The 19,208-nt window shown below is 40.9% G+C and carries 25 protein-coding genes; 7 read left to right on the top strand and 18 right to left on the bottom strand.

Going from position 1 to position 19,208, the window contains the following annotated elements:
- Positions 1 to 7: 7 nt before the first annotated feature.
- The 16 genes from Q3C19_RS04215 to Q3C19_RS04140 form a co-directional block, all read right to left on the bottom strand.
- Positions 8 to 706: an Imm43 family immunity protein gene (locus Q3C19_RS04215; RefSeq protein ID WP_289539833.1), complete on the bottom strand. Its 699-nt coding sequence runs from the start codon at positions 704 to 706 to the stop codon at positions 8 to 10.
- Between the two features lie 90 nt (positions 707 to 796).
- Positions 797 to 1,318: a hypothetical protein gene (locus Q3C19_RS04210; RefSeq protein ID WP_117685424.1), complete on the bottom strand. Its 522-nt coding sequence runs from the start codon at positions 1,316 to 1,318 to the stop codon at positions 797 to 799.
- Between the two features lie 73 nt (positions 1,319 to 1,391).
- Entirely contained in the window at positions 1,392 to 1,811 is a 420-nt protein-coding gene (locus tag Q3C19_RS04205; RefSeq protein WP_289539830.1) for a hypothetical protein, read from the bottom strand.
- 85 nt (positions 1,812 to 1,896) lie between these two features.
- A complete protein-coding gene (locus tag Q3C19_RS04200) occupies positions 1,897 to 2,502 on the bottom strand; it encodes a DUF6707 family protein (protein WP_289539829.1) in 606 nt (201 codons plus the stop codon).
- Between the two features lie 68 nt (positions 2,503 to 2,570).
- Entirely contained in the window at positions 2,571 to 3,140 is a 570-nt protein-coding gene (locus Q3C19_RS04195) for a DUF4274 domain-containing protein (RefSeq protein ID WP_289539828.1), read from the bottom strand.
- A gap of 79 nt (positions 3,141 to 3,219) precedes the next feature.
- Entirely contained in the window at positions 3,220 to 3,834 is a 615-nt protein-coding gene (locus Q3C19_RS04190) for a suppressor of fused domain protein (RefSeq protein WP_071148903.1), read from the bottom strand.
- 77 nt (positions 3,835 to 3,911) lie between these two features.
- Positions 3,912 to 4,499, bottom strand: coding sequence for a hypothetical protein (locus Q3C19_RS04185; RefSeq protein WP_289539826.1), 588 nt, complete (start codon positions 4,497 to 4,499; stop codon positions 3,912 to 3,914).
- A gap of 48 nt (positions 4,500 to 4,547) precedes the next feature.
- Positions 4,548 to 5,030 carry a hypothetical protein gene (locus tag Q3C19_RS04180; protein WP_135960028.1) on the bottom strand — a complete coding sequence of 161 codons (483 nt, stop codon included), beginning with the start codon at positions 5,028 to 5,030 and terminating at the stop codon, positions 4,548 to 4,550.
- Positions 5,031 to 5,105: 75 nt separating this feature from the next.
- Positions 5,106 to 5,594, bottom strand: a complete 489-nt coding sequence (locus Q3C19_RS04175) for a DUF2004 domain-containing protein (protein WP_289540838.1) — start codon at positions 5,592 to 5,594, stop codon at positions 5,106 to 5,108.
- 57 nt (positions 5,595 to 5,651) lie between these two features.
- On the bottom strand, positions 5,652 to 6,053 hold the full coding sequence (locus Q3C19_RS04170) for a hypothetical protein (RefSeq protein ID WP_009126119.1): 402 nt from the start codon (positions 6,051 to 6,053) through the stop codon (positions 5,652 to 5,654).
- A 46-nt stretch (positions 6,054 to 6,099) separates the two neighbouring features.
- Positions 6,100 to 6,450, bottom strand: a complete 351-nt coding sequence (locus Q3C19_RS04165; RefSeq protein WP_117615763.1) for a hypothetical protein — start codon at positions 6,448 to 6,450, stop codon at positions 6,100 to 6,102.
- An 84-nt stretch (positions 6,451 to 6,534) separates the two neighbouring features.
- The gene (locus Q3C19_RS04160) at positions 6,535 to 6,741 is read right to left on the bottom strand and encodes a hypothetical protein (protein ID WP_072545523.1); all 207 of its coding nucleotides are present in this window, start codon (positions 6,739 to 6,741) and stop codon (positions 6,535 to 6,537) included.
- A gap of 81 nt (positions 6,742 to 6,822) precedes the next feature.
- Positions 6,823 to 7,311 carry a DUF2004 domain-containing protein gene (locus Q3C19_RS04155; RefSeq protein ID WP_289540838.1) on the bottom strand — a complete coding sequence of 163 codons (489 nt, stop codon included), beginning with the start codon at positions 7,309 to 7,311 and terminating at the stop codon, positions 6,823 to 6,825.
- 77 nt (positions 7,312 to 7,388) lie between these two features.
- Positions 7,389 to 8,498: a site-specific integrase gene (locus Q3C19_RS04150; protein WP_289540148.1), complete on the bottom strand. Its 1,110-nt coding sequence runs from the start codon at positions 8,496 to 8,498 to the stop codon at positions 7,389 to 7,391.
- Between the two features lie 159 nt (positions 8,499 to 8,657).
- Positions 8,658 to 9,578: a hypothetical protein gene (locus tag Q3C19_RS04145; RefSeq protein ID WP_289540151.1), complete on the bottom strand. Its 921-nt coding sequence runs from the start codon at positions 9,576 to 9,578 to the stop codon at positions 8,658 to 8,660.
- A 52-nt stretch (positions 9,579 to 9,630) separates the two neighbouring features.
- On the bottom strand, positions 9,631 to 9,909 hold the full coding sequence (locus Q3C19_RS04140; protein WP_122116005.1) for an immunity 17 family protein: 279 nt from the start codon (positions 9,907 to 9,909) through the stop codon (positions 9,631 to 9,633).
- A gap of 136 nt (positions 9,910 to 10,045) precedes the next feature.
- Between Q3C19_RS04140 and Q3C19_RS04135 the strand changes: the two genes are divergently transcribed.
- The 7 genes from Q3C19_RS04135 (at position 10,046) to Q3C19_RS04105 (ending at position 16,535) form a co-directional block, all read left to right on the top strand.
- On the top strand, positions 10,046 to 10,879 hold the full coding sequence (locus tag Q3C19_RS04135; RefSeq protein WP_289540155.1) for a helix-turn-helix transcriptional regulator: 834 nt from the start codon (positions 10,046 to 10,048) through the stop codon (positions 10,877 to 10,879).
- Between the two features lie 81 nt (positions 10,880 to 10,960).
- Positions 10,961 to 13,387 carry an ATP-binding protein gene (locus Q3C19_RS04130; protein WP_302727439.1) on the top strand — a complete coding sequence of 809 codons (2,427 nt, stop codon included), beginning with the start codon at positions 10,961 to 10,963 and terminating at the stop codon, positions 13,385 to 13,387.
- Positions 13,362 to 14,666, top strand: coding sequence for a sigma-54 dependent transcriptional regulator (locus Q3C19_RS04125; protein WP_289540158.1), 1,305 nt, complete (start codon positions 13,362 to 13,364; stop codon positions 14,664 to 14,666). The genes Q3C19_RS04130 and Q3C19_RS04125 overlap by 26 nt, the downstream gene beginning before the upstream one ends.
- A 311-nt stretch (positions 14,667 to 14,977) precedes the next feature.
- Positions 14,978 to 15,391, top strand: a complete 414-nt coding sequence (locus tag Q3C19_RS04120) for a hypothetical protein (protein ID WP_147332580.1) — start codon at positions 14,978 to 14,980, stop codon at positions 15,389 to 15,391.
- 206 nt (positions 15,392 to 15,597) lie between these two features.
- Positions 15,598 to 15,921, top strand: a complete 324-nt coding sequence (locus Q3C19_RS04115) for a helix-turn-helix domain-containing protein (RefSeq protein WP_022161965.1) — start codon at positions 15,598 to 15,600, stop codon at positions 15,919 to 15,921.
- A gap of 12 nt (positions 15,922 to 15,933) precedes the next feature.
- A complete protein-coding gene (locus Q3C19_RS04110) occupies positions 15,934 to 16,227 on the top strand; it encodes a helix-turn-helix domain-containing protein (protein WP_022161964.1) in 294 nt (97 codons plus the stop codon).
- The gene (locus Q3C19_RS04105) at positions 16,224 to 16,535 is read left to right on the top strand and encodes a helix-turn-helix domain-containing protein (protein ID WP_022161963.1); all 312 of its coding nucleotides are present in this window, start codon (positions 16,224 to 16,226) and stop codon (positions 16,533 to 16,535) included. Before Q3C19_RS04110 ends, Q3C19_RS04105 begins: the two co-directional genes overlap by 4 nt.
- Before the next feature lie 26 nt (positions 16,536 to 16,561).
- Here the strand turns inward: Q3C19_RS04105 and Q3C19_RS04100 are convergent, their stop codons facing one another.
- Both Q3C19_RS04100 and Q3C19_RS04095 read right to left on the bottom strand, forming a co-directional pair.
- Positions 16,562 to 17,887 carry a site-specific integrase gene (locus Q3C19_RS04100; protein ID WP_022161962.1) on the bottom strand — a complete coding sequence of 442 codons (1,326 nt, stop codon included), beginning with the start codon at positions 17,885 to 17,887 and terminating at the stop codon, positions 16,562 to 16,564.
- Positions 17,888 to 17,907: 20 nt separating this feature from the next.
- Entirely contained in the window at positions 17,908 to 19,131 is a 1,224-nt protein-coding gene (locus tag Q3C19_RS04095) for a site-specific integrase (protein ID WP_032944613.1), read from the bottom strand.
- Positions 19,132 to 19,208 lie beyond the last annotated feature (77 nt).

Below are 19,208 nucleotides of genomic sequence, written 5' to 3'. Positions count from 1 at the left end.
TATTCACTCATTTTATCATTTCTGGAAGTTGACCAACATTGTGTCGATTGTTCCAAACAAATCTGTAATCTTCTAATTTATATAATTCAGGACGATTAAAATTTTGCATCACATAATCTTTCCCATCTGTAGTTAATATTATACTATTTTGATAACAAAATTCGTTAAGAAAAAAAATATTTTGCTTGTCATTGTAATTCTTTAATTGCATATCAGGATAAAGGAAATAGTTATATTTATTACATCCAATTGCTCTTTTTTTATTTTCTATATGGAAGTCAAACTTATTATCATCAAACTCACAAATCCTTATTACGAAAAATTTTTTATCAATAAATTCTTTCCCATCTTTTCCAAATACTTTCAATTCAGTTGCCTCAAATCGGCCATAAAGTTGATTGCTAATCATAAAGTTTAAAAAACTTTCAGATACGATTTTTAATTTATAATTTTGAGGAAACCAATCAAATGATGGCTGCACTTTTGATTTGATATGCAAATACAAAATTTCAGGCATTTTAAATCGTGTATCATATGTTGGAAATCCATCTTTAGGTGGATAATACATTACCCAATCTCCTAAAATAGGTACTTGTTTTTTAGGACAGTACTTATCCGAAAGCCAATAATCTTCATATAAAGGAAACAACTTGGACTCTTGAGCCCGCGCTGTATAAAACCAGATAAAAAGTTCTTGCTTATTCATAATATTTACTTTAAGAGTGAATAATGTTCGGCAGCTAATCGCCATTTTGGGCGATTAAGGTGTATGTTAGCATCACTTCTAATAAAAGAATCACATATCAGCTAATTTCCACTTTACTTCAGAAGCTGATACATCATCATCAATATATGCTTGCAAATAAGCAGCTAAATCTTTATATCGACTTTCACCGTTGCAATCATATACCCATAATTCCGGTTCTTCTGTACCGTCAAACCATATTAGGCAAATCATTTCATAGCCATTATCGCTTGCTGCAAAAATGGAAATTCTGTTTGGCGCAAATAGTCCAGTAGCATGGTCTTCCCAATAATCCTTTGAAGCTTTTATGTCGCGTACAATTCCTATCAACCGTTCATCCTTTTCATCTTCATTCCATAGACTTTCCATTTCTTTTGTATCAAGCCAATCTCCATGTGTCGCATTAATCCATTTACCAAATGCCCCATACCTGATTTTCAACATAGGAGAGACATTTCTATAAACTCCTTTTTCAAGGGTAGGCACTCCCTTATGAAAGTCGATAGCTTGGCTTATTTGAACCTTACCTTCTAAATCAATGACTTCATCAAGCAATTCTTTTATTGTTTTCATTCTTTTTTATTTGATGCTAATGTTCGGCAGCTAATCGCCATTTTGGGCGATTGAGGTGTATGTTATAGTTTCATTATTTATTTGAAGAGATAACCGATTTCTTCCATTCCTTTTCTGTCTTTTTTGAAAAGACTGAAAGTGTTCTATCTTTACCATTTCCTATTAGGGCTATTCCTAACGAAAAGTATAATTTACTATCCAATGTTTTGGATGCTTTTTCAAATTTATTTAGCTTCCTAACAATTTGAGCATCATTGAGAATATCAATATCACTCCAAATGACTTGGTGACTGCCATCAGGAGTGAATGTAACTTCCTCTACTTGATTTTTCTTAAATATTACAGAAAAACTATTCCAGCCTAAATGTTGCCTTTTAAGAAAATCAACATGTTCAAATTTCGGTTTCTCTGCAAAGAGACCTTCGACTTCTTCGCGACTCATACCAAATTTGATGTCGCCTACTGATATATATGGTTCAAGTATAAATATCATATCACCTATTTTTATTACGAAACTATAATGTTTGGTGGCTAACCGACCTTATAGGGGAGGTTGAGCCGCTTGTTACCCACATAATTCATTTTTCTTTTGAGAGAATGGAAACATAGTTATTTATGTTCTTCTGTAATTCTTCCCAATGTGCTGATAGATTTGGATAAAGCCCAGTTGCACCATATCCTATCATATGGAAGAGTGCGATAAATCTATAATCATTCGCATCTTGTTTACTTTCTTCAATTTTCTTACGTTCTAACACATCTGGATAGCAAAAATGTTGATACAGTTCATTTGCAAATTTTCTGCATTCTTCTGGAGTCTCACAAATTAAATTTACTGGTTGTATATGAATATAGTCTATTTCTTTTACTCTTCTATTGGCTTCTTCGTATCTTTCTTCCTTTTGCAAGAGAAAAACTTCCAATCCCCAAATAAACAAAATGAAATCCCAGACATTAAATCCCCCTTTCCCAGGAAAAGGAACATCATGAGTATAGCGACAAACCGCAAGAGCTTCTTCAATATACCCATACACAAAAAGACGATAAGCTAAGTGGCATAGATTTTCAGCGTCTGTTCCACTATTAAATGAACATTTCTTTATTAACTTTTTGCACAAACTCATTACCTTCTTTTTGGGGCATGAGTTCATTATTGATTCAAATAATTCTTTTCCTGTTTCCATTTTCTTCATTATTTTGTGGGTAATGTTCGGCAGCTAATCGCCATTTGTGGCGATTGAGGTGCGTGTTATCAATCTTTGCCTGCGAATAAGGAATCTGGTATCCTACCAGTATATTCATTCGAGCTTGGCACTTCTTCATCTTCATATTCAGATGTTAAACTATGTACGAACCCTTTTGATAGGACCTTTTCTTCAATGAATTTCAGCACTTTGGGGGTTCCTTCATTTATGTCAGAATCGGGAACGTGTTCAAGGTCTGTATAACTATCATAGTAGTAATCTGGACTTAATAGCCAATATACCATTCGTGCAGTATGTATATCACAGCATGGATGGCTTATACACTGCATAATAGTCCAATTGCCATCATCGTAGTTATAGCTCTCCAGTAAATAATGTAATTCTTCTGAATTGTGAATTGATGTTATTTGCCTTGATATTTCATTGGCAAATTCTTCCATTCCAATTTTTCGCTGGCGTGAGTATGCCTTAAAAAATTCTTCATTTTCGCAATCTTTCATACTCTTTTCAAAGTCGGATTGATCCATTGAAAAATAGTAATCATCTCCAGCGCAAACTGCCCATTCTCTCAATGTGTCCAACTCTTGTTTCCGTTTCTCACTTAAATTTTCGTACATAGTATTATAATTTAATTTTGATTGATAATGGTATGCAGCTTGCCGCCGTTAGGTGGCACAGGTGCTTGTTAGCTGCTTGTTACACTATACTTCCTCTTTTATAATCAGTTATGGAATGCCCTAATTGAGTTATTAATTCTTGAACAGTTAATCGTTTGTCCATTATTTGTTGAAGTTCATTATTAGTTACACCAACCAACTGGACAAATTGGAGTTTTCCATTTGGGGTTGTAATTTCTCCAGCTTCATCAAGAATGGTAACGAAACCTGTTAATTCAGACAATCCTTCTGAGTCAATTCCATTCGTTTGACCAGTATAGATATATTCAAAAGGTTGGAATATAGAACCATTTGAGAACGTTTCTCCTGCCAAGGATTGTAAGATGCCACAAACACATTCTAACTCATTTTGGACATTGTTCAAAGACGATTTTTTTAATTTCAAAGTAAATTCAAAACCGTAACCGCTATATTCCTTATCTTCGGATTCTTTTTCATAAAGTTCAGACAATCCGTAAGATACAAAATGAAAGAAATCGTCACTTTCATACACATTTATATTATCTAACGGATCTCCTCCAAGTCTGTATGAAAACAATGGAGCGAAATGTAGTGGTTCCGTTTGCTTTGGATATAGTTTTAGGAATGTGTCTGTTATTGCATTCCATCCTGTCATGTTTTTTACTTCTTCCATACTATTTTTACTTTTTGTTTTGCAGCTAATGTCCGGCGGATAATCGACCGTTAGGGAGATTCATCCGCTTGTTATCGTCATAAATTGTACTTCATTAATAATGATTTAAATTCTTCATTTAACCTCTTGCCTCCAAATTGAGCAGCAACTTTTTGAATACTGTCTTTTTGCATTACAAATTCCAATTCTGTAGGCTTTAATTGAGAACAACACCAATCAAATACACGCAAATTAGGAATATCGGCAATGTTTTTTATATCAACTAAATTTTTACATTCCCAAATAAATAACCAATATAAACTATGTAAGTTCGATAAATTGGGGAATTTGCTAAACGGTTTTATGTTACAAATGATTAGTTCTTCTAAAGGAGAAAGATTAGCTATATAATCAAATGTTTGCTCTTCTTTTGTGGCAATACCATTAATACATAATCTCTTTAGATGTGCCAATTTGTTTAATGCTGTATAGTCATTGAATTTACACGCATACATCCTGATATCTTGCAATTCGGGCATATCCAAAATAAAATCCATTGAGTTGCCTTTAATATGCCACAACGATAACATGGTTGCATCTTTATACTTGTTCAATTTGATTTGAGGACAAGTAAGATATGCAACGTGAACACCATTCTGCTCAATTCTTTTTATTCCTTTCTCCATGTTCGTTTTTATTTTAATGACGATAATGTTTGACAGCGTTCCGCTTATTCAGTCGGTTTGCTGTTTGTTAGCTGCTGTGGTTTTAATTCTTAATTCCAAAATTTTTTGAGCCGCCTGATTTTTGATTCTGCGACGCAAATTATCCAATCTACGCTGTCCGATACGTCTGTCAGCCGCACGAAGGATATTTGCCAAACCCCAATAGTCATTTTCAAAATGCTTTGTCACAATTTCCGAAACGGGTGTATCTATATATTCCCGTATTAAATCGGATATATCTGACACGTCATTTTTATATGGGTAATTTTTTGTTATCCCATGTGGCTTGAAGTTGCGTATTCTACCATCAGGCGTGACAAACTGTTTGGGGTAATCAAAAATTATCTCTTTACCCAGCGTAATCCAATAACGGGGCAAATCTGTATTACCATATCGGCTTCTCATTGGATAAGCGACACAGTGAATCTGAAAATCAATCGTTGGATCAATTATCAGATATAGTTCCTTTTGCAATTTACTCCATTTCTTCATTTGTTCTTTCTTCAGCAGCTAATGTCCGGCGAATAATCGACCTTTCGGGAGATTCATCCGCTTGTTAATCGCATTTCAACTCTCCCATGTAACATAATTGATTTTGCCCGTTTTGTCAGTGTTGATAACCACCACCATATCGGCAATCTCACGTCCTATGGTATAATCCCATACGGCATAGTTTTCGTTGCCGGGATAGAAACCAATACGCTTCAATTTTAAGGCAGTCAATAATCTTTCTTCTTTGGATTTAGAGGCATCCGTACCTACTAAAACCTTATCAATTATAGAAGTGTCCAATTCTTCAAGATGAAAATCAACATATTCCTTTACATCGCCTCCATCTTCGTAATCGGCACGAATGGCTGCTTCCACATCGGCTTTATGTTGTTCCAAGTCCTTGATATAGTTTTCATATTCTGCAACCCAGTCATATTCCGGCACACCATCATAGAAATTCAGGTCTAATTCTATTTGGTGATTGTCGATTGTAACCGAACCTTCGGTTGTTTCTTGAGGAGAGTTAATTTCCACTTCTCCAAAGTAAGTAATGTCCTTTTTCATATTTCGTTCTTTTTCTTTTAAGCGATTAATGGGTTGGAAAGGAACGCCGTTTAGGAGTTAGCTTTCCTTGTTATCAATTTTATATTCTTCATATTCAAGAAACGCAGTATCAACATCTCCTTCTAACAGGTAGTAGAAACAATCTTGTATTATATCAATCCATTCAATAATTTGCTTTTGCTGTTCTTGTGAGACAAAATTAGCCCCGACAATCCATCTCCTGCCTAAATGTATAATGCTATACACATCACTTATTAGGGTTTGATTGATTGTCGGCTTCATAAAATCATCCGCAAGAACTTTAAGACATTCCATTATCTCCATAAAATTACACTCATATAGTTTTCCTCGAAATGGACGAAGTAAGCCAAGAAAGCCATTTTCCCATTTCTCATTTTCTATATCATTGTTTCTACAAGAATGAAAACTTAATAAAATATATGCTTCTTCTTTTGTCATTGCGTTTCTTGTTTAATTGTTGATAATGGGATTCAGCTAACTGCATTTAGCAGTTAAGTTGATTGTTACCAACATTTATTTTTTCAATTCTCCCAATAAGCATATATTGGCTATGTGATATTAAATATTCTTCATTTTTTTCTTCGTATTCATTTTCTAAACATAAAGCACCACCTACAATAACATCACCATTAGTTTCTAAATTAAAATACTCTTTTTCATATCTGGGCTTCAAAATTAGAACACAGCTTTTTTGTCCATTAAAATCTAAAAAGCTGTCAGATTTGAAAAGAAGAAACGTAGGAGAAAGTTGCTTTACCACTATACCATAAAGAATATTACTACCATTATGATTGAAATCCCACGGTTCATCTACTGTTAGTTTGTACTTGACCATATTTATTGATTTTCTTAAGTTGGTAATGGGATGCAGATAGCAACTTTAACAAGTTGCTTATCTGCGTGTTATCCGCATTTACATTTAATCAAAAATTGAATCTAAAAGACTATTCAATTCATCGTCTGTAAGATTGAAATTTTCTTGTTCAATTTTCATACTCTCATATATTTCAGCCATTGTCTCGCCTTCGGTAGAGAAAAACTGGTCGGCTGATTTTATACCGTACTCGTCAACAAGCATTTTCCTAAATACTTGTTTAGCTTTTTCGATTTTCTTTTCTTTTTCCATATCTATTTTCTTTATTTATTGCGGATAATGTCCGGCGAATAATCGACCTTTCGGGAGATTCATCCGCTTGTTAATCGCATTTCAACTCTCCCATGTAACATAATTGATTTTGCCCGTTTTGTCAGTGTTGATAACCACCACCATATCGGCAATCTCACGTCCTATGGTATAATCCCATACGGCATAGTTTTCGTTGCCGGGATAGAAACCAATACGCTTCAATTTTAAGGCAGTCAATAATCTTTCTTCTTTGGATTTAGAGGCATCCGTACCTACTAAAACCTTATCAATTATAGAAGTGTCCAATTCTTCAAGATGAAAATCAACATATTCCTTTACATCGCCTCCATCTTCGTAATCGGCACGAATGGCTGCTTCCACATCGGCTTTATGTTGTTCCAAGTCCTTGATATAGTTTTCATATTCTGCAACCCAGTCATATTCCGGCACACCATCATAGAAATTCAGGTCTAATTCTATTTGGTGATTGTCGATTGTAACCGAACCTTCGGTTGTTTCTTGAGGAGAGTTAATTTCCACTTCTCCAAAGTAAGTAATGTCCTTTTTCATATTTCGTTCTTTTTCTTTTAAGCGATTAATGTTATGCTATCAGCCGATTTGGCTGTTATTTTTTCTAAGTATCATATCTATTCCTCTTCTGTCAACAGGTCATCCAACGGGCTTTTGATATTGCTTTTGAATGTATCAGCTATATGTACATATCTTTCCGTTGTCTTAATGTTGTTATGTCCCATAAGCTCTTTTACAATCTTAATGTCAGTGCCTTGCTCCAGTAGATGCGTGGCAAAGGAATGACGTAACAGGTGAGGATAAATACGTTTCATTATACCGGCTTCAAGTGCGGCAGCCTTCAAACGTTTCGATATGATGCTTTCCGTGAAAGGCTCTCCCGGCCTGCGTTCAAAGAACCACACTTTCGGCCTGTACAGACGATTATATTCTGCCAACTTCTTCATCAATGGTTTGGACAGCAGGGTATAGCGGTCTTTCCTGCCTTTTCCCTGTCGCACCCGGATCATAAAACGTGACTCACTGATGTCTCCGGGTTTCAAATTCAAAAGTTCACTGATTCTCAACCCGGCGGAATAAAGTATGGAAAACACACAAAAGAAGCGCAGGTCTTTCGCTGTCACATCAAGTATCTTTTTTATCTCTTCCTTGCTTAACACGTCGGGCAGTGTCTTTTCCCGTTTTGCACGGTTCACCTTGTAGCATCGGCGTTCCTGTCCGAGTACCTTCTCATAATAAAACTTGATGGCATTGATTCTCTGGTTCTGCTGGCAAGAGGATATGTTTTTCTCGTGAATAAGGTAAAGCAGATAGTCATTTATCTCACCGGAAGTAATCGTCCCGATGTCACGACCTTTGAAATGTTGCTGGAAATCCCGGAAATAGGATGTATAAACCCTGACAGTATGTCCGCTGTACCGTACCTGCTCCAGTTTCTCCTGATAACCTTCCGGAAGAGGCGGACGGCTGTCTTCCTGTTTCCTGGGCCCCAGCTCCCTGATGGAGGAATAGTCGATAAAAGCCATCTTTACATAACGGTCAAAGAACTCCGCAAGCACAAAGTGCTCTTCCGGCAAATAGGCTTTGCCGCCCACAAGTTGAATGCCTTCCTCTTTAGACAAAGGTATCCGCAGGCTGTCATCATCAAAGGCTGCCTCTATGAACTTCCGGCCATACCTGACGGTCGGCGTAAGTTTGATTCTGGGCTTGTTCTGGTATATGTCCATATCAATTCTTTTTTAATTACTGTTTTGGACAATGTTTCCTCTATTAAATAGAGTTACGCAAGATAGGTATTTTTCCCTGATTTTTTGGTACTTTTGTCTGTTAATAAACGATAAACGCAACTCTCGCCTGGGACTTTACAGGCAAAGATGCGCCTCCGTTCAATAGACGTGCACATACTGTACTTTCCCGTCAAGCAGTTCCACACAGCGGTCGTCGGAAAAGCGCAAAGTCTCCAGAGTCCTGCCTTCCTTTTTGACTTCCGATTTGTGGTATGGCTCACCCCATGCGGAGATGACCATTTCCCTCGTCATGCCGGTATCGACCTTGCGGAAGGCAATCAGCTTCCCGTATTTCTTGCCGTACCGTTTTTCCAGTTGAGCAATACGTGCCGTGCTTACAAACTCGTACACTTCATCACCGCCTATAGGAAATGCTTCCACTCGTACACCGTCAGCACCCTCCATCAGCAGAAACGCCCCGTCACTGTTCATCTTCAGGCCGACGTCCACACAACGATACTCCGCACCTTCAGCCGGGGTGATGACCTGGCCGTCCTCGGTCTCCACGGCCTTGGCAAGCGACAGGAATGTCTGCCCGACAAAGCGTTTCAGTTTCTCATAATACCCTAAACAGGTCATGCTCAGCGGATACCTGAACGGGTTATAATACATTTCTTCTCCGCTTTCTTTCTCACGAAGCAGCAGGCAGCATCCTGCCGACAGGTAGTCTGTCTTGGTCCAGACCTTCACCACCTCGTAATATTTTCCGACCACCTCTTTAGCGGGGGTCGAACTGATATTGACCGCCTTGTACACCGTCCGGTCATCCCCGGCAAGGAAGTTGGACGTGTAGAAGGCATCCCAGTAGCCGTCCCCGTCATTTCTCGCCCCGTGCATGTACAGGGTCTGTCCCGGAAGGGAAGCGAAACTCCGCTTCTCCACGTTCGTCAGGCTGTCATAGGGAAGGGCATTTGTCACCGTGTACTCTTTCAGTTCATCGCTCTTGGGAACGATGTTAAGCTGTGCCTGGGCATACATCGCCGTACACAGGAAGAAGGTCATAATTGGAATTGTTTTCATACTCAATCTCTTTTTTATGTTTACAGGTTTCATCTGAGGAAAGAATGTTCAGCTACTTGCCGGAAATAGAGAACAGAAACAAAGCCAGTCCTATCCCGACGGCAAGGATCACCCCCAGCCAAAAACGGAAAGCCTTTGGTCCGAGTGTTTCCAGCCAGAAACTCCCGCCCCAGCTGCCCGGACGTGTATAGGTCCACTTCCATCCGCAAATTATACCCAAAAGCCACAGCAGCAGTATTGCCGCCACTATCAGATAACCGTACCTCGGGCTTGTCTGAAGCAACTGCGGGAAACCGGTTATGAATTCTTTGACCTTTTCAAACCATTCCATAATAATACTTTTAAGAAAACAACGGCATCTGCCGTTTGCAAATTTAACGAAAAGTGCACAGAATCAAAAAGTTTCGGTAACCATTATTTGCTCTGTCATACAGGAAATTTTATTTTTGCACAGAAACTTACGAATCATGGAATACATACTTATAGAATCTCTTAAACACGACTCATTCCGGACACAATGGGAGGAATGGGTACTCAAAGTTGCCGAAGCTGTCCGGCAGACAGATATCCGTATTCCACGGACTTGGACCATCCTGAAACCTTTGTCCGAGAACATACAGGCCATGATATGGCTGACAGAAAAACTGAGAAAACTACAATCGGCCCCTTCATTTGAAAACAAGACTGAAACCGCGCTATACATACTGGCAAGTTTCTGTCGGAACAACAGAGTGCTCGGCTACGTAATCGATACCTACATGTACCAATACAAAAACCGTAATGCCCACGGCCTGTTGGTTTGTGCTAAAATTCTTCATGCAATAAGCCCGGAAGAAGAATATCCGCACCTGAACTTCCTGTATAACCTTATGGCCGGAAATGTCATCAGCGAATTCAAACGGCACATGAAAACAAACGATTCTTTCATGACCGAATCCGATTTCCGTCTTGCAGAAAAATATATCCCGGATTTCAAGGGAGCAGGTTTCAGAGAAACAGTCCTTTTGCGGGTTACAGCAAATATGACCGGAGAGGAGCTCGCGAAAAAATGCCACATGTCGAATACCGTATTCCGGGAACGGTTCAAGCGTGAATTCGGCATGAACGTATCACAATGGCTGCGTGAAAGGAAGAAAAAGAGAATAGCAGGAATGCTGAAAAATCCGGCGATACCGTTATATCGGGTAGCGGAAAACAACGGCTTCAAGTCAGAGTCAACCTTCTCCGACTATTGCAAACGGAATTTTAACAAAACTCCCTTGCAGTTAAGAAAAGAACTGCTTGCCGACACAGTCCGATAAAAATCAGAAAAAATCCGTTAGTAATCAGAACATCACTTCATCGTCACCTCCGTAACTTTGTAAAAATCACGATACAAGGTTATGGAAACGAAAAAAGAAAATCCAATAAAACCTTCGGGTTCCCTGCTAATAAAAATATTTGCCGGTTACACTATCCTGACACTGCTGGTTATAGGAATCATCGCTGCTTTATGGCATGAAAAAAAGGTTTTTGCGGAAGCAGAAGCGGAAGAGAACGCAATGCTTGCACAACGGGAACTGACCAGCAGGACATTCAAAGCGCTTGTTTCACTCTTTCTGGACAACGAATCGGCATATCTGCGTGACATATCGGACCAAAAAGAGTACAATGAAAAAGAGAACAGGGTCTTCTTCATGCTTGATGAACTGAGAAAAGTATATACCGACTCCCTTCAGCAGGCACGCATTGATACAGTCGAGTTCCTGCTCAATCAAAAGCATGACCATATCCGTTCTTTGAAGAATATCCCTTCCGTACTCACACAGATGGATAGTATCCTCTCAAGTCAGCTTCCGGTACTGGAAAGAAAAATGACTTCTTCCGCTACAATATTACATACGGAACCGCCGAAACCTGAAAAGAAAAATTTTCTGAGCCGCCTTTTTCCCCGGAAAAGGAAACAGAAGGAAACAGAAACATCAGTACAGCAAAAAACCGGACAAACCGATAACGCCCATAACATCCGAAAGTTCGGGGATGAAATGTACGAGGTACTGGAAAGGCAAAATCGGCTTTTTGAATCACTCGCGGACTCTCTTGAGCATAAGAACCATATTCTCAACCGGAACATCTCCAGACTGATCAATGAATTAGAAAAAGACGCCCTGGAGCGTACTGCAGAACGGCATCAAAGGGTTTCTGAACTTAGGGAAGAAGCATTCGACACAATATGTATCATATCATCAGCAGCCTTATTATGTGCCTTGTTCCTATCCATATTCATAACAAGGGATATACACAGAAAACACCGCAAGAGAAAAGAACTTGAGGACTCAGACCTGCATAACCGTAAAATGCTGGAGATACGCAAAAAGATTATCATCACGCTCTCTCATGACATTCGGGGCCCCCTAAATGCCATCCGGGGAAGTGCAGAGCTGGCAATGGATACCAAAGACAGAAAACGGCGAAATTCCTATCTGAACAACATCCTGAGCTCTACTGGACATATCATGCGGCTGGTAAACAGCCTTCTGGACCTGTCACGCCTGAATGAGGCCAAGGAAACTCTAAATGAAATTCCATTCCGCTTGAATACCTTCCTTTCAGACATCGAAAAAGAATATGGACGCATCGCCAATGACAAGGGAATAATGCTATCCGGAGACTTTATCGGAACCGACATTACCGTTACCGGCGATGCGGACCGCATAGAGCAGATAATCGGCAACCTGCTGTCCAATGCCATAAAATTTACAGAATCCGGTTCTATTGGATTCTTTGCCATATTCAGAAACGATATTCTGACAATAACAGTCAGGGATACAGGTATCGGCATGAGCGAAGAAACCTTAAAACGCATATTTTCTCCATTTGAAAGGGCAGCAGTAGAGATTTGTCCTGAAGGTTTCGGACTTGGCCTCTCCATTACAAAAGGACTCGTAACCTTACTGAAAGGAAATATCTCCGTGGAAAGCAAAATCGGAGAAGGCAGTACATTCAAGGTGAGCATTCCGCTGAAAGAAACATCAGAAACAATTGAGGAAAAATGCACAACGCTTCCAAATCCGGCAAAAAGACTTCCACACCGTATCATAGTCGTGGAAGACGATCCTGTCCAGATGGAAATAACACGCGACATCCTGGAAAGGAATGGAGTCAGTTGTCATGCCTGCCAAAATGTAAAAGAAGTGGTCTGTCTTTTGAGAAAAGAGGATTATGATCTGATACTTACAGATATACAAATGCCGGGAACCAACGGCTTCAGTCTGCTCAATCTGCTGCGCAACTCCAATATTGGCAGTTCACGAAGCATTCCGATAGCTGCCATGACTGCAAGAGGAGATGAAGAGAAGGAGAATTTCATCAAGGCTGGTTTCACCGGATGTATCCATAAGCCTTTTTCAAGCCCGGAACTGCTTCTGTTCCTGTCCTCTATTATGGAAAAGATGAACAAGCCTGAATCACAATCAATAGATTTCAGGTCGCTCATATCGGATTCCGGAAACAAACGCAAGGTATTGACAATGCTTGTAAAAGAATCCGAAGCGAACAAGGAAGAACTTGTGGAAGCAATAAGAAATAAGGATAGAATGCGGATAAAGGAGATAATACACCGGATGTTTCCCATGTGGGAAATGCTCGGAATTGCAGAAGAATTGCAAGAATACAGAAACCTTGTCCACGATGACAGCTCCGGAGATCAGGTCATGAAAGAATGGACCTTGAAAATAACAGCCAGCCTTGACAGACTTGTCTCGGCAGCAGAAAATGAGATATACAGTTTAATCAGACAGGAAAATGAAAAGGAAAATACTGATAGTTGAAGATAACGTAGCCTTGTCCCAACTGCAAAGGGACTGGCTTGAACGTTGCGGCTATGCTGTCACAACCGCCATGGATGAACCTGCGGCAAAAAGAGTACTGAAAGCCGAAAATATTGCCCTGATTCTTTCAGATGTAAGACTGCCTCAAGGAAATGGCATAGAACTGCTTGAATGGATAAACCGGGAACACATTCATATTCCATTTGTGGTGATGACCGAATACGCTTCCTATCCTGACGCGGTGCGTGCGATCAAACTCGGAGCAAAGGACTATCTGGTCAAACCGGTTCACAGGGAACAACTCCTTGAACTTGTGGATACATTCCTCAAGCACATGTCCGCTGTCTGGAACGGTGAAAAGCATCTGTTCAAAAGGACAAGCGCACAAGCCGTAAAATGTGAAAAACAGGCAAAACTGGTCGCTCCATCCGATATGTCGGTACTGATATTGGGGGAAAACGGCACCGGTAAGGAATCGGTTGCGAGGATGATACATAACTACAGCGACAGGCATGAAGCTCCGTTTGTCGCGGTAAACTGCGGAGCCATTCCCGGGGAACTCGCGGCTTCACTTCTGTTCGGCCATGCAAAAGGGGCATTCACCGGAGCTGATACAGCCAGACAGGGATATTTCGACCTTGCAAAAGGAGGGACACTGTTCCTGGATGAAATAGGGACGCTGCCTTATTCCGTACAGTCTGTCCTTTTAAGAGTCTTGCAGGAAAACACGTACATACCTGTAGGGGACAGCAAGGAAAGACATGCGGATGTAAGAATAGTTGCGGCCACGAACGAGGATATTCCCAAAGCCATAGCGGAAAGACGCTTCCGTGAAGACCTTTATCACAGACTGGGAGAATTTGAGATAACGCAACCTCCATTACGCCAGTGTCCCGAAGACATTCTGCCACTCGCGGAATTTTTCAGGAAAGAATCTTCCACCAAACTGAGAAGGGATACTGAAGGATTTTCCATAGAAGCCCAGCAGCTTATCCTTTCCTACGAATGGCCGGGGAACATCAGGGAGTTGCAGAACAAGATAAAAAGGGCCGTGCTGCTGACAGAAAAACCGGTCATCGAACCGGAGTGCATGGATATCAGCATCAATACGAATACCGTATCTGCAAATTCTGTCTATTATGATGGCATGACAGAAGAAAAACTGTCCATCATCAAGGCTCTCAAAGCCACAGGCGGCCACCGGAAAAAAACGGCAGAACTGCTCGGCATCAATCTTGCTACATTGTACCGTAAGATGAACAAATATGGGCTGAAATGAATATTTTTTGCAGTGAATTGCCTGTAATTCCGGCAAAATGACTAATTTTGTAACAGACTGGTCTATTGGCCATGTCTGTATTTTGAAATAAAATATGACGACGCCGCAAAGCGGCTGTCGCCTATTATACATAAGTCGCAAGACGTCTCGGACGGGAATCTGACAAATTCGAAAATACAGAGACTTTTGCGTGCAGCTTATGCTATGCCTAAAAATAGCGTGAGCTCATGCAAGTTTCTGTATTGGGCTTTGTCAGAGCCTCCGTCCGAAACAGCGTGAGTTTCACGCTTTTATTTATAACAGATAGAGGTATGGCAAAAGTTCAGATCGTATTCGCAATGACCATTGACGGTTACTTCCCGGATGATGACAGGCTGATGGAATGGATAAGAGAAGACAGGAATGGATTCCTTCTCTGGAAACAGCACGGCACATTTTCCATAGCTCCTGACTACCCGATGGTCGATCTTATCTGTTTCAAGGATACCACTTCCTCTGATTCCATATTCCAGGCAATAATATCCGAACGTGAAGATACGGAAATATTACGCAGACTGTCTGTATATCACCTTCCCGACGAAATTGTCATCTACATGCTGCCTGTAATTTCCGGCCATGGAATACGAATATCTGATTTTCTTGATTCCTGCTCCTGGAATCTGCACTCCTCAAAAAGTTTCCGTAACGGTATTTGCCGCCTGATATATCGCAAAACATTGCAATAGCTTCTCGCAACTGCAATGTTTCTGCAACGTTACCCAAACATGTCTTTTTGAATTTCTATTTTTTATCTCACTGTAATCCAGTGGGATATATTTTTATGTGGGTGTGTATTGCTGCATTGGTCCATGTTTTGGCCTATATCATAATGAAACCTGTTGCGCAACACGGTGTAAAAAATGGAATTATTACACTAAAAACAGAATTCATTATGATACAGATAGACAGGGAGACATTCCAGATGATGCTCCATCAGATAATGGAACGGTTTGACAGGATAGATGACAGACTGAACCGCATGAACAGGCAGACGGCCGCCCTTGAAGGTGACAAGCTGCTTGACAACCAGGATATGTGCGAACTCCTTGGTGTTACCAAGCGTACCCTTGCACGCTACCGCCAGAAGAAGCTCGTCACATACTACATGATTGACGGACGTACCTATTACAAAGCTTCGGAAGTCCAGGACTTCCTGAACAAAAAGGGAAAGGTACTGCCTGCGAAAATAAAAAAGGAACTCGGTCTTCAATCCTAATAAAATGACGGTATGGAAATTATATGTATGGAAAAACAGACCTTTGACGAATTGGTTGTCCGCCTCAGCCTGATTGAGAAAAAAGTCATCGGTCTATGTAGTCAGACCAAAGACGCGGGACTGAAAAAATGGATGGACAATCAGGAGGTATGCGGGGTTCTCCGAATATCCAAGAAAACACTTCAGGTATATCGCGAGAAAGGACTGTTGCCTTTCACCCGGATCAAGAACAAGTTCTTCTACAAACCGGAAGATGTACAAAGCCTGTTGGAATCAAGTTATCACCCACAAAAAAGAAAGCCATGAGTTACGATCTTATAAACAGAAAAGACCAGCGGATTGATACTATTTTCAAAGGGCTGGAAAACATGGAGCGCATGATAGACGCAATACGGACGGCTCCAAGGCCCGCATTTCACGGTGATTATTTCCTCACGGACGAGGAACTTTCAAAGCTGTTGAAAGTAAGCCGGCGTACCTTGCAGGAATACCGGACCCTCGGTGTGATACCTTACTATCTTGTGCAGGGAAAAGCCCTATACAAAGAGTCAGACATACAAAAAGTTCTTGATGACGCTTATAAAAGATGCAGGGAAGAACAGCGATGGGTATGAAGCAAAAAGTAAAAGAAACGGCCTCTTTACAAGGTCGTTTCTTTGTTGTCGGACAATTGGTATCCGAATCTCCTTCTTCGTTTCCTGACAATAACATCTTCTTCATACAGACCAGGAATCCGATCCATTCCGGCTGCTTTCAGCCGTTTCATGTCCTCGTCCACTTTCCTGTCAGTCACTTTGGCGTAAAGCTGCGTGGTCTCAATACGCATATGCCCCATCATTTTGCCGACTGTCTCGATTGGAACACCCAATGAAAGGGTTATATGGGTTCCGAAATTGTGTCGTGCCTTATGAAATGTAAGTTCAAATCCGTAAACTTCACCCAACTGGTGGGCGAGCATAATGAAATACGTACGACTATACAGATTGAAGACCTTGTCATCCTTTCTCTGTTCCCGATATTTCTCTATTATCTTCAACGGAATATCCAGCAATCGGACAGAAGACAGTGTTCCTGTTTTCTGGCGATGGATATGGATCCACCATGAACCGTCTTCAGATTGGGTAATATCATTTACCCTCAATTTTTTCAAATCCGTATAGGCAAGTCCGGTAAAAGTGGAGAAGATGAACATATCCCTTACAAACTGAAGCTGTGGCTTCTCGACAGGTGTTGTAAGCAGTGTCTTCAGATCTTCCAGCTTTAGATGACGACTTTTCCGTTTGGGCAGTTCAGGATGAAGGCGACAATACGGATCACGGCGGATTGTTCCCTGGCTGACAGCCCGCATGGTCATCTTCTTCAGCCTGTAAAGATGTTCATGCACGCTCTTCGGGCTTAAATTCCTGTCCGTCCTGAGAAAAAGTTCAAAGTCATCGTAGAACACACGGTCAAGACTACGTAGCAGTACATCCTCTACGCCGCGTTTTTCCTGCACGAAAGCCGAAAGGTGCTTATATGAACGTAAGTAGGAATCATAACTCTCCTTTATACGATCCACACCGATACGTTTCTTAAACTCCTCGTTATGCTCTCTGAAAAGAGCCAGCAGAGTTAGCGGTTTCTGACCGACTCCCATCACGGCATTCTTTACCTGCTCTGCCGTAATAAATCCCAGACTGTTCTTAATCCGCCTGTAATGCTCCTTGATTTCTTTGGTCAGATCATCAATAGCCCGGTTGACGGTAATGGCATTCTCACTGCGGCCGTCAGCCCGTCCTTTTTCAGGATTCCAGATGGCCGGATTGACGGATACTTTCGTTCCTATCTGTTCCCATTTGGCATCTATGCTTATCTTGCACAGCAACTGGCACGTTCCATCCTTACGGACTTTGGTGCGGTTTATATAAAACAGTATCGCAAATGTACTGCGACGTTTGATTTCCATATTGTCAGTATTTCTTTTCATAATCCTATTTTTTGCCATTGTCAAATAACTACAGAAAACCGCTCAGCAATTATTTTATCCAATGCTTTCGTATCTGTATCTATCTTATTGTCTGTCACCTTTGCGTAATGCTGTGTGGTCTCAATACGACTGTGCCCCAACATCTTGCTGACCGTTTCAAGCGGTACGCCATGGGAAAGTGTAATTTCTGTCGCATAGGTATGACGGGCTGCATGGAAGACCAGCTTACGTCCTATACCGCAAATTTCGGCGATGCGTTTCAGATAACGATTCAATGAACTGTTGGAATACATGGGGAGAAGCTTTCCTTCAGGAGCCATATCGCGGTATTTTTCAATAATATGGAACGGCAGTTCCATAAGCGGTATTTCAAAATCTACACCGGTTTTCTTGCGAGAACTCCTGATCCACCAGGTACCATCTTCCGCGAGAGAAAGGTTTTCATTTGTCAGCAGACACATGTCGCTATAGGGAATACCCGTATAACAGGAAAACAGGAACATATCTCTCACATGATAAAGAATCTGATCATGGAGAGGTGTTGTCATAATCCTATTCAATTCTTCGGAGGTGAGATATTTCTGTTCCGGTTTCGGATGTACCGGTTCATATCCGACAAACGGGAATACTGTTATTATACCGTCAGCAATAGCTTCTCCGACAATTGTTTTCAGTTGGACGGTAAGATTGACTATTGTGCCTGAAGCCAGACAACATTCCGTACGTAGATACAAGTCATATTTTTCAATGAAGGAACGGTCCAATGCGGCAAAAGGGATATCTGACAGCTTATATTGCATCTGTAAAAAACGTACCAGATGATTGTAGGAATTGCGGTAAGCCCTCAATGTCTTTTCCGTACGATTGATCCCAACGCGTTTCTCGAAATTTCTAATGAAAAGTCTGAAATAGCTTAATAGGGTTTCTTGTTCCGAAGCCATCCCCAAAAGTTGATGCTTTACATCCTCTGCTGTTACATCCTCACGGATTGCAGATTGTTCCGCATAGATGCCGAGCGCGGCAGCACGTATTTCATCCAGTCTGTTGTTTATGTCTCTTGCCGCAACACTTTTTCCACACGCCCGTCCGGATGACCACAATGACTGTGGCACACGAAACTTGACACTGAATGCTGTTTCAGAGTGCTTGCCGACAATAAGCCGTGCCATCACGGGACAGTTTCCCCTGGCATCCGCCTCGCTCTTTTTAAGGTAGAACGAAACCTTTACATCTGTCTGATTCATAATCTGTTCCATTGTTTGCAAAATTAACAGAGACAGAGTTAATCATCGGCATGTAAAATATCGTCAGACATCGACAA

Origin of the sequence: Bacteroides sp. ET489 (genome assembly GCF_030518095.1) — a bacterium.
In the GTDB taxonomy this organism is placed as follows: Bacteria; Bacteroidota; Bacteroidia; order Bacteroidales; family Bacteroidaceae; genus Bacteroides; species Bacteroides ndongoniae.
The sequence above is the reverse complement of the archived record's forward strand: the minus strand, read 5'-3'. Positions and strand labels throughout refer to the sequence as shown.

Bases quoted from the DNA above. Each gene is read 5' to 3' on its own strand.
- Q3C19_RS04215 (WP_289539833.1), bottom strand. From the start codon at position 706: ATGAATAAGCAAGAACTTTTTATCTGGTTTTATACAGCGCGGGCTCAA.
- Q3C19_RS04210 (WP_117685424.1), bottom strand. From the start codon at position 1,318: ATGAAAACAATAAAAGAATTGCTTGATGAAGTCATTGATTTAGAAGGT.
- Q3C19_RS04205 (WP_289539830.1), bottom strand. From the start codon at position 1,811: ATGATATTTATACTTGAACCATATATATCAGTAGGCGACATCAAATTT.
- Q3C19_RS04200 (WP_289539829.1), bottom strand. From the start codon at position 2,502: ATGGAAACAGGAAAAGAATTATTTGAATCAATAATGAACTCATGCCCC.
- Q3C19_RS04195 (WP_289539828.1), bottom strand. From the start codon at position 3,140: ATGTACGAAAATTTAAGTGAGAAACGGAAACAAGAGTTGGACACATTG.
- Q3C19_RS04190 (WP_071148903.1), bottom strand. From the start codon at position 3,834: ATGGAAGAAGTAAAAAACATGACAGGATGGAATGCAATAACAGACACA.
- Q3C19_RS04185 (WP_289539826.1), bottom strand. From the start codon at position 4,499: ATGGAGAAAGGAATAAAAAGAATTGAGCAGAATGGTGTTCACGTTGCA.
- Q3C19_RS04180 (WP_135960028.1), bottom strand. From the start codon at position 5,030: ATGAAGAAATGGAGTAAATTGCAAAAGGAACTATATCTGATAATTGAT.
- Q3C19_RS04175 (WP_289540838.1), bottom strand. From the start codon at position 5,594: ATGAAAAAGGACATTACTTACTTTGGAGAAGTGGAAATTAACTCTCCT.
- Q3C19_RS04170 (WP_009126119.1), bottom strand. From the start codon at position 6,053: ATGACAAAAGAAGAAGCATATATTTTATTAAGTTTTCATTCTTGTAGA.
- Q3C19_RS04165 (WP_117615763.1), bottom strand. From the start codon at position 6,450: ATGGTCAAGTACAAACTAACAGTAGATGAACCGTGGGATTTCAATCAT.
- Q3C19_RS04160 (WP_072545523.1), bottom strand. From the start codon at position 6,741: ATGGAAAAAGAAAAGAAAATCGAAAAAGCTAAACAAGTATTTAGGAAA.
- Q3C19_RS04155 (WP_289540838.1), bottom strand. From the start codon at position 7,311: ATGAAAAAGGACATTACTTACTTTGGAGAAGTGGAAATTAACTCTCCT.
- Q3C19_RS04150 (WP_289540148.1), bottom strand. From the start codon at position 8,498: ATGGACATATACCAGAACAAGCCCAGAATCAAACTTACGCCGACCGTC.
- Q3C19_RS04145 (WP_289540151.1), bottom strand. From the start codon at position 9,578: ATGAAAACAATTCCAATTATGACCTTCTTCCTGTGTACGGCGATGTAT.
- Q3C19_RS04140 (WP_122116005.1), bottom strand. From the start codon at position 9,909: ATGGAATGGTTTGAAAAGGTCAAAGAATTCATAACCGGTTTCCCGCAG.
- Q3C19_RS04135 (WP_289540155.1), top strand. From the start codon at position 10,046: ATGGAATACATACTTATAGAATCTCTTAAACACGACTCATTCCGGACA.
- Q3C19_RS04130 (WP_302727439.1), top strand. From the start codon at position 10,961: ATGGAAACGAAAAAAGAAAATCCAATAAAACCTTCGGGTTCCCTGCTA.
- Q3C19_RS04125 (WP_289540158.1), top strand. From the start codon at position 13,362: ATGAAAAGGAAAATACTGATAGTTGAAGATAACGTAGCCTTGTCCCAA.
- Q3C19_RS04120 (WP_147332580.1), top strand. From the start codon at position 14,978: ATGGCAAAAGTTCAGATCGTATTCGCAATGACCATTGACGGTTACTTC.
- Q3C19_RS04115 (WP_022161965.1), top strand. From the start codon at position 15,598: ATGATACAGATAGACAGGGAGACATTCCAGATGATGCTCCATCAGATA.
- Q3C19_RS04110 (WP_022161964.1), top strand. From the start codon at position 15,934: ATGGAAATTATATGTATGGAAAAACAGACCTTTGACGAATTGGTTGTC.
- Q3C19_RS04105 (WP_022161963.1), top strand. From the start codon at position 16,224: ATGAGTTACGATCTTATAAACAGAAAAGACCAGCGGATTGATACTATT.
- Q3C19_RS04100 (WP_022161962.1), bottom strand. From the start codon at position 17,887: ATGAAAAGAAATACTGACAATATGGAAATCAAACGTCGCAGTACATTT.
- Q3C19_RS04095 (WP_032944613.1), bottom strand. From the start codon at position 19,131: ATGAATCAGACAGATGTAAAGGTTTCGTTCTACCTTAAAAAGAGCGAG.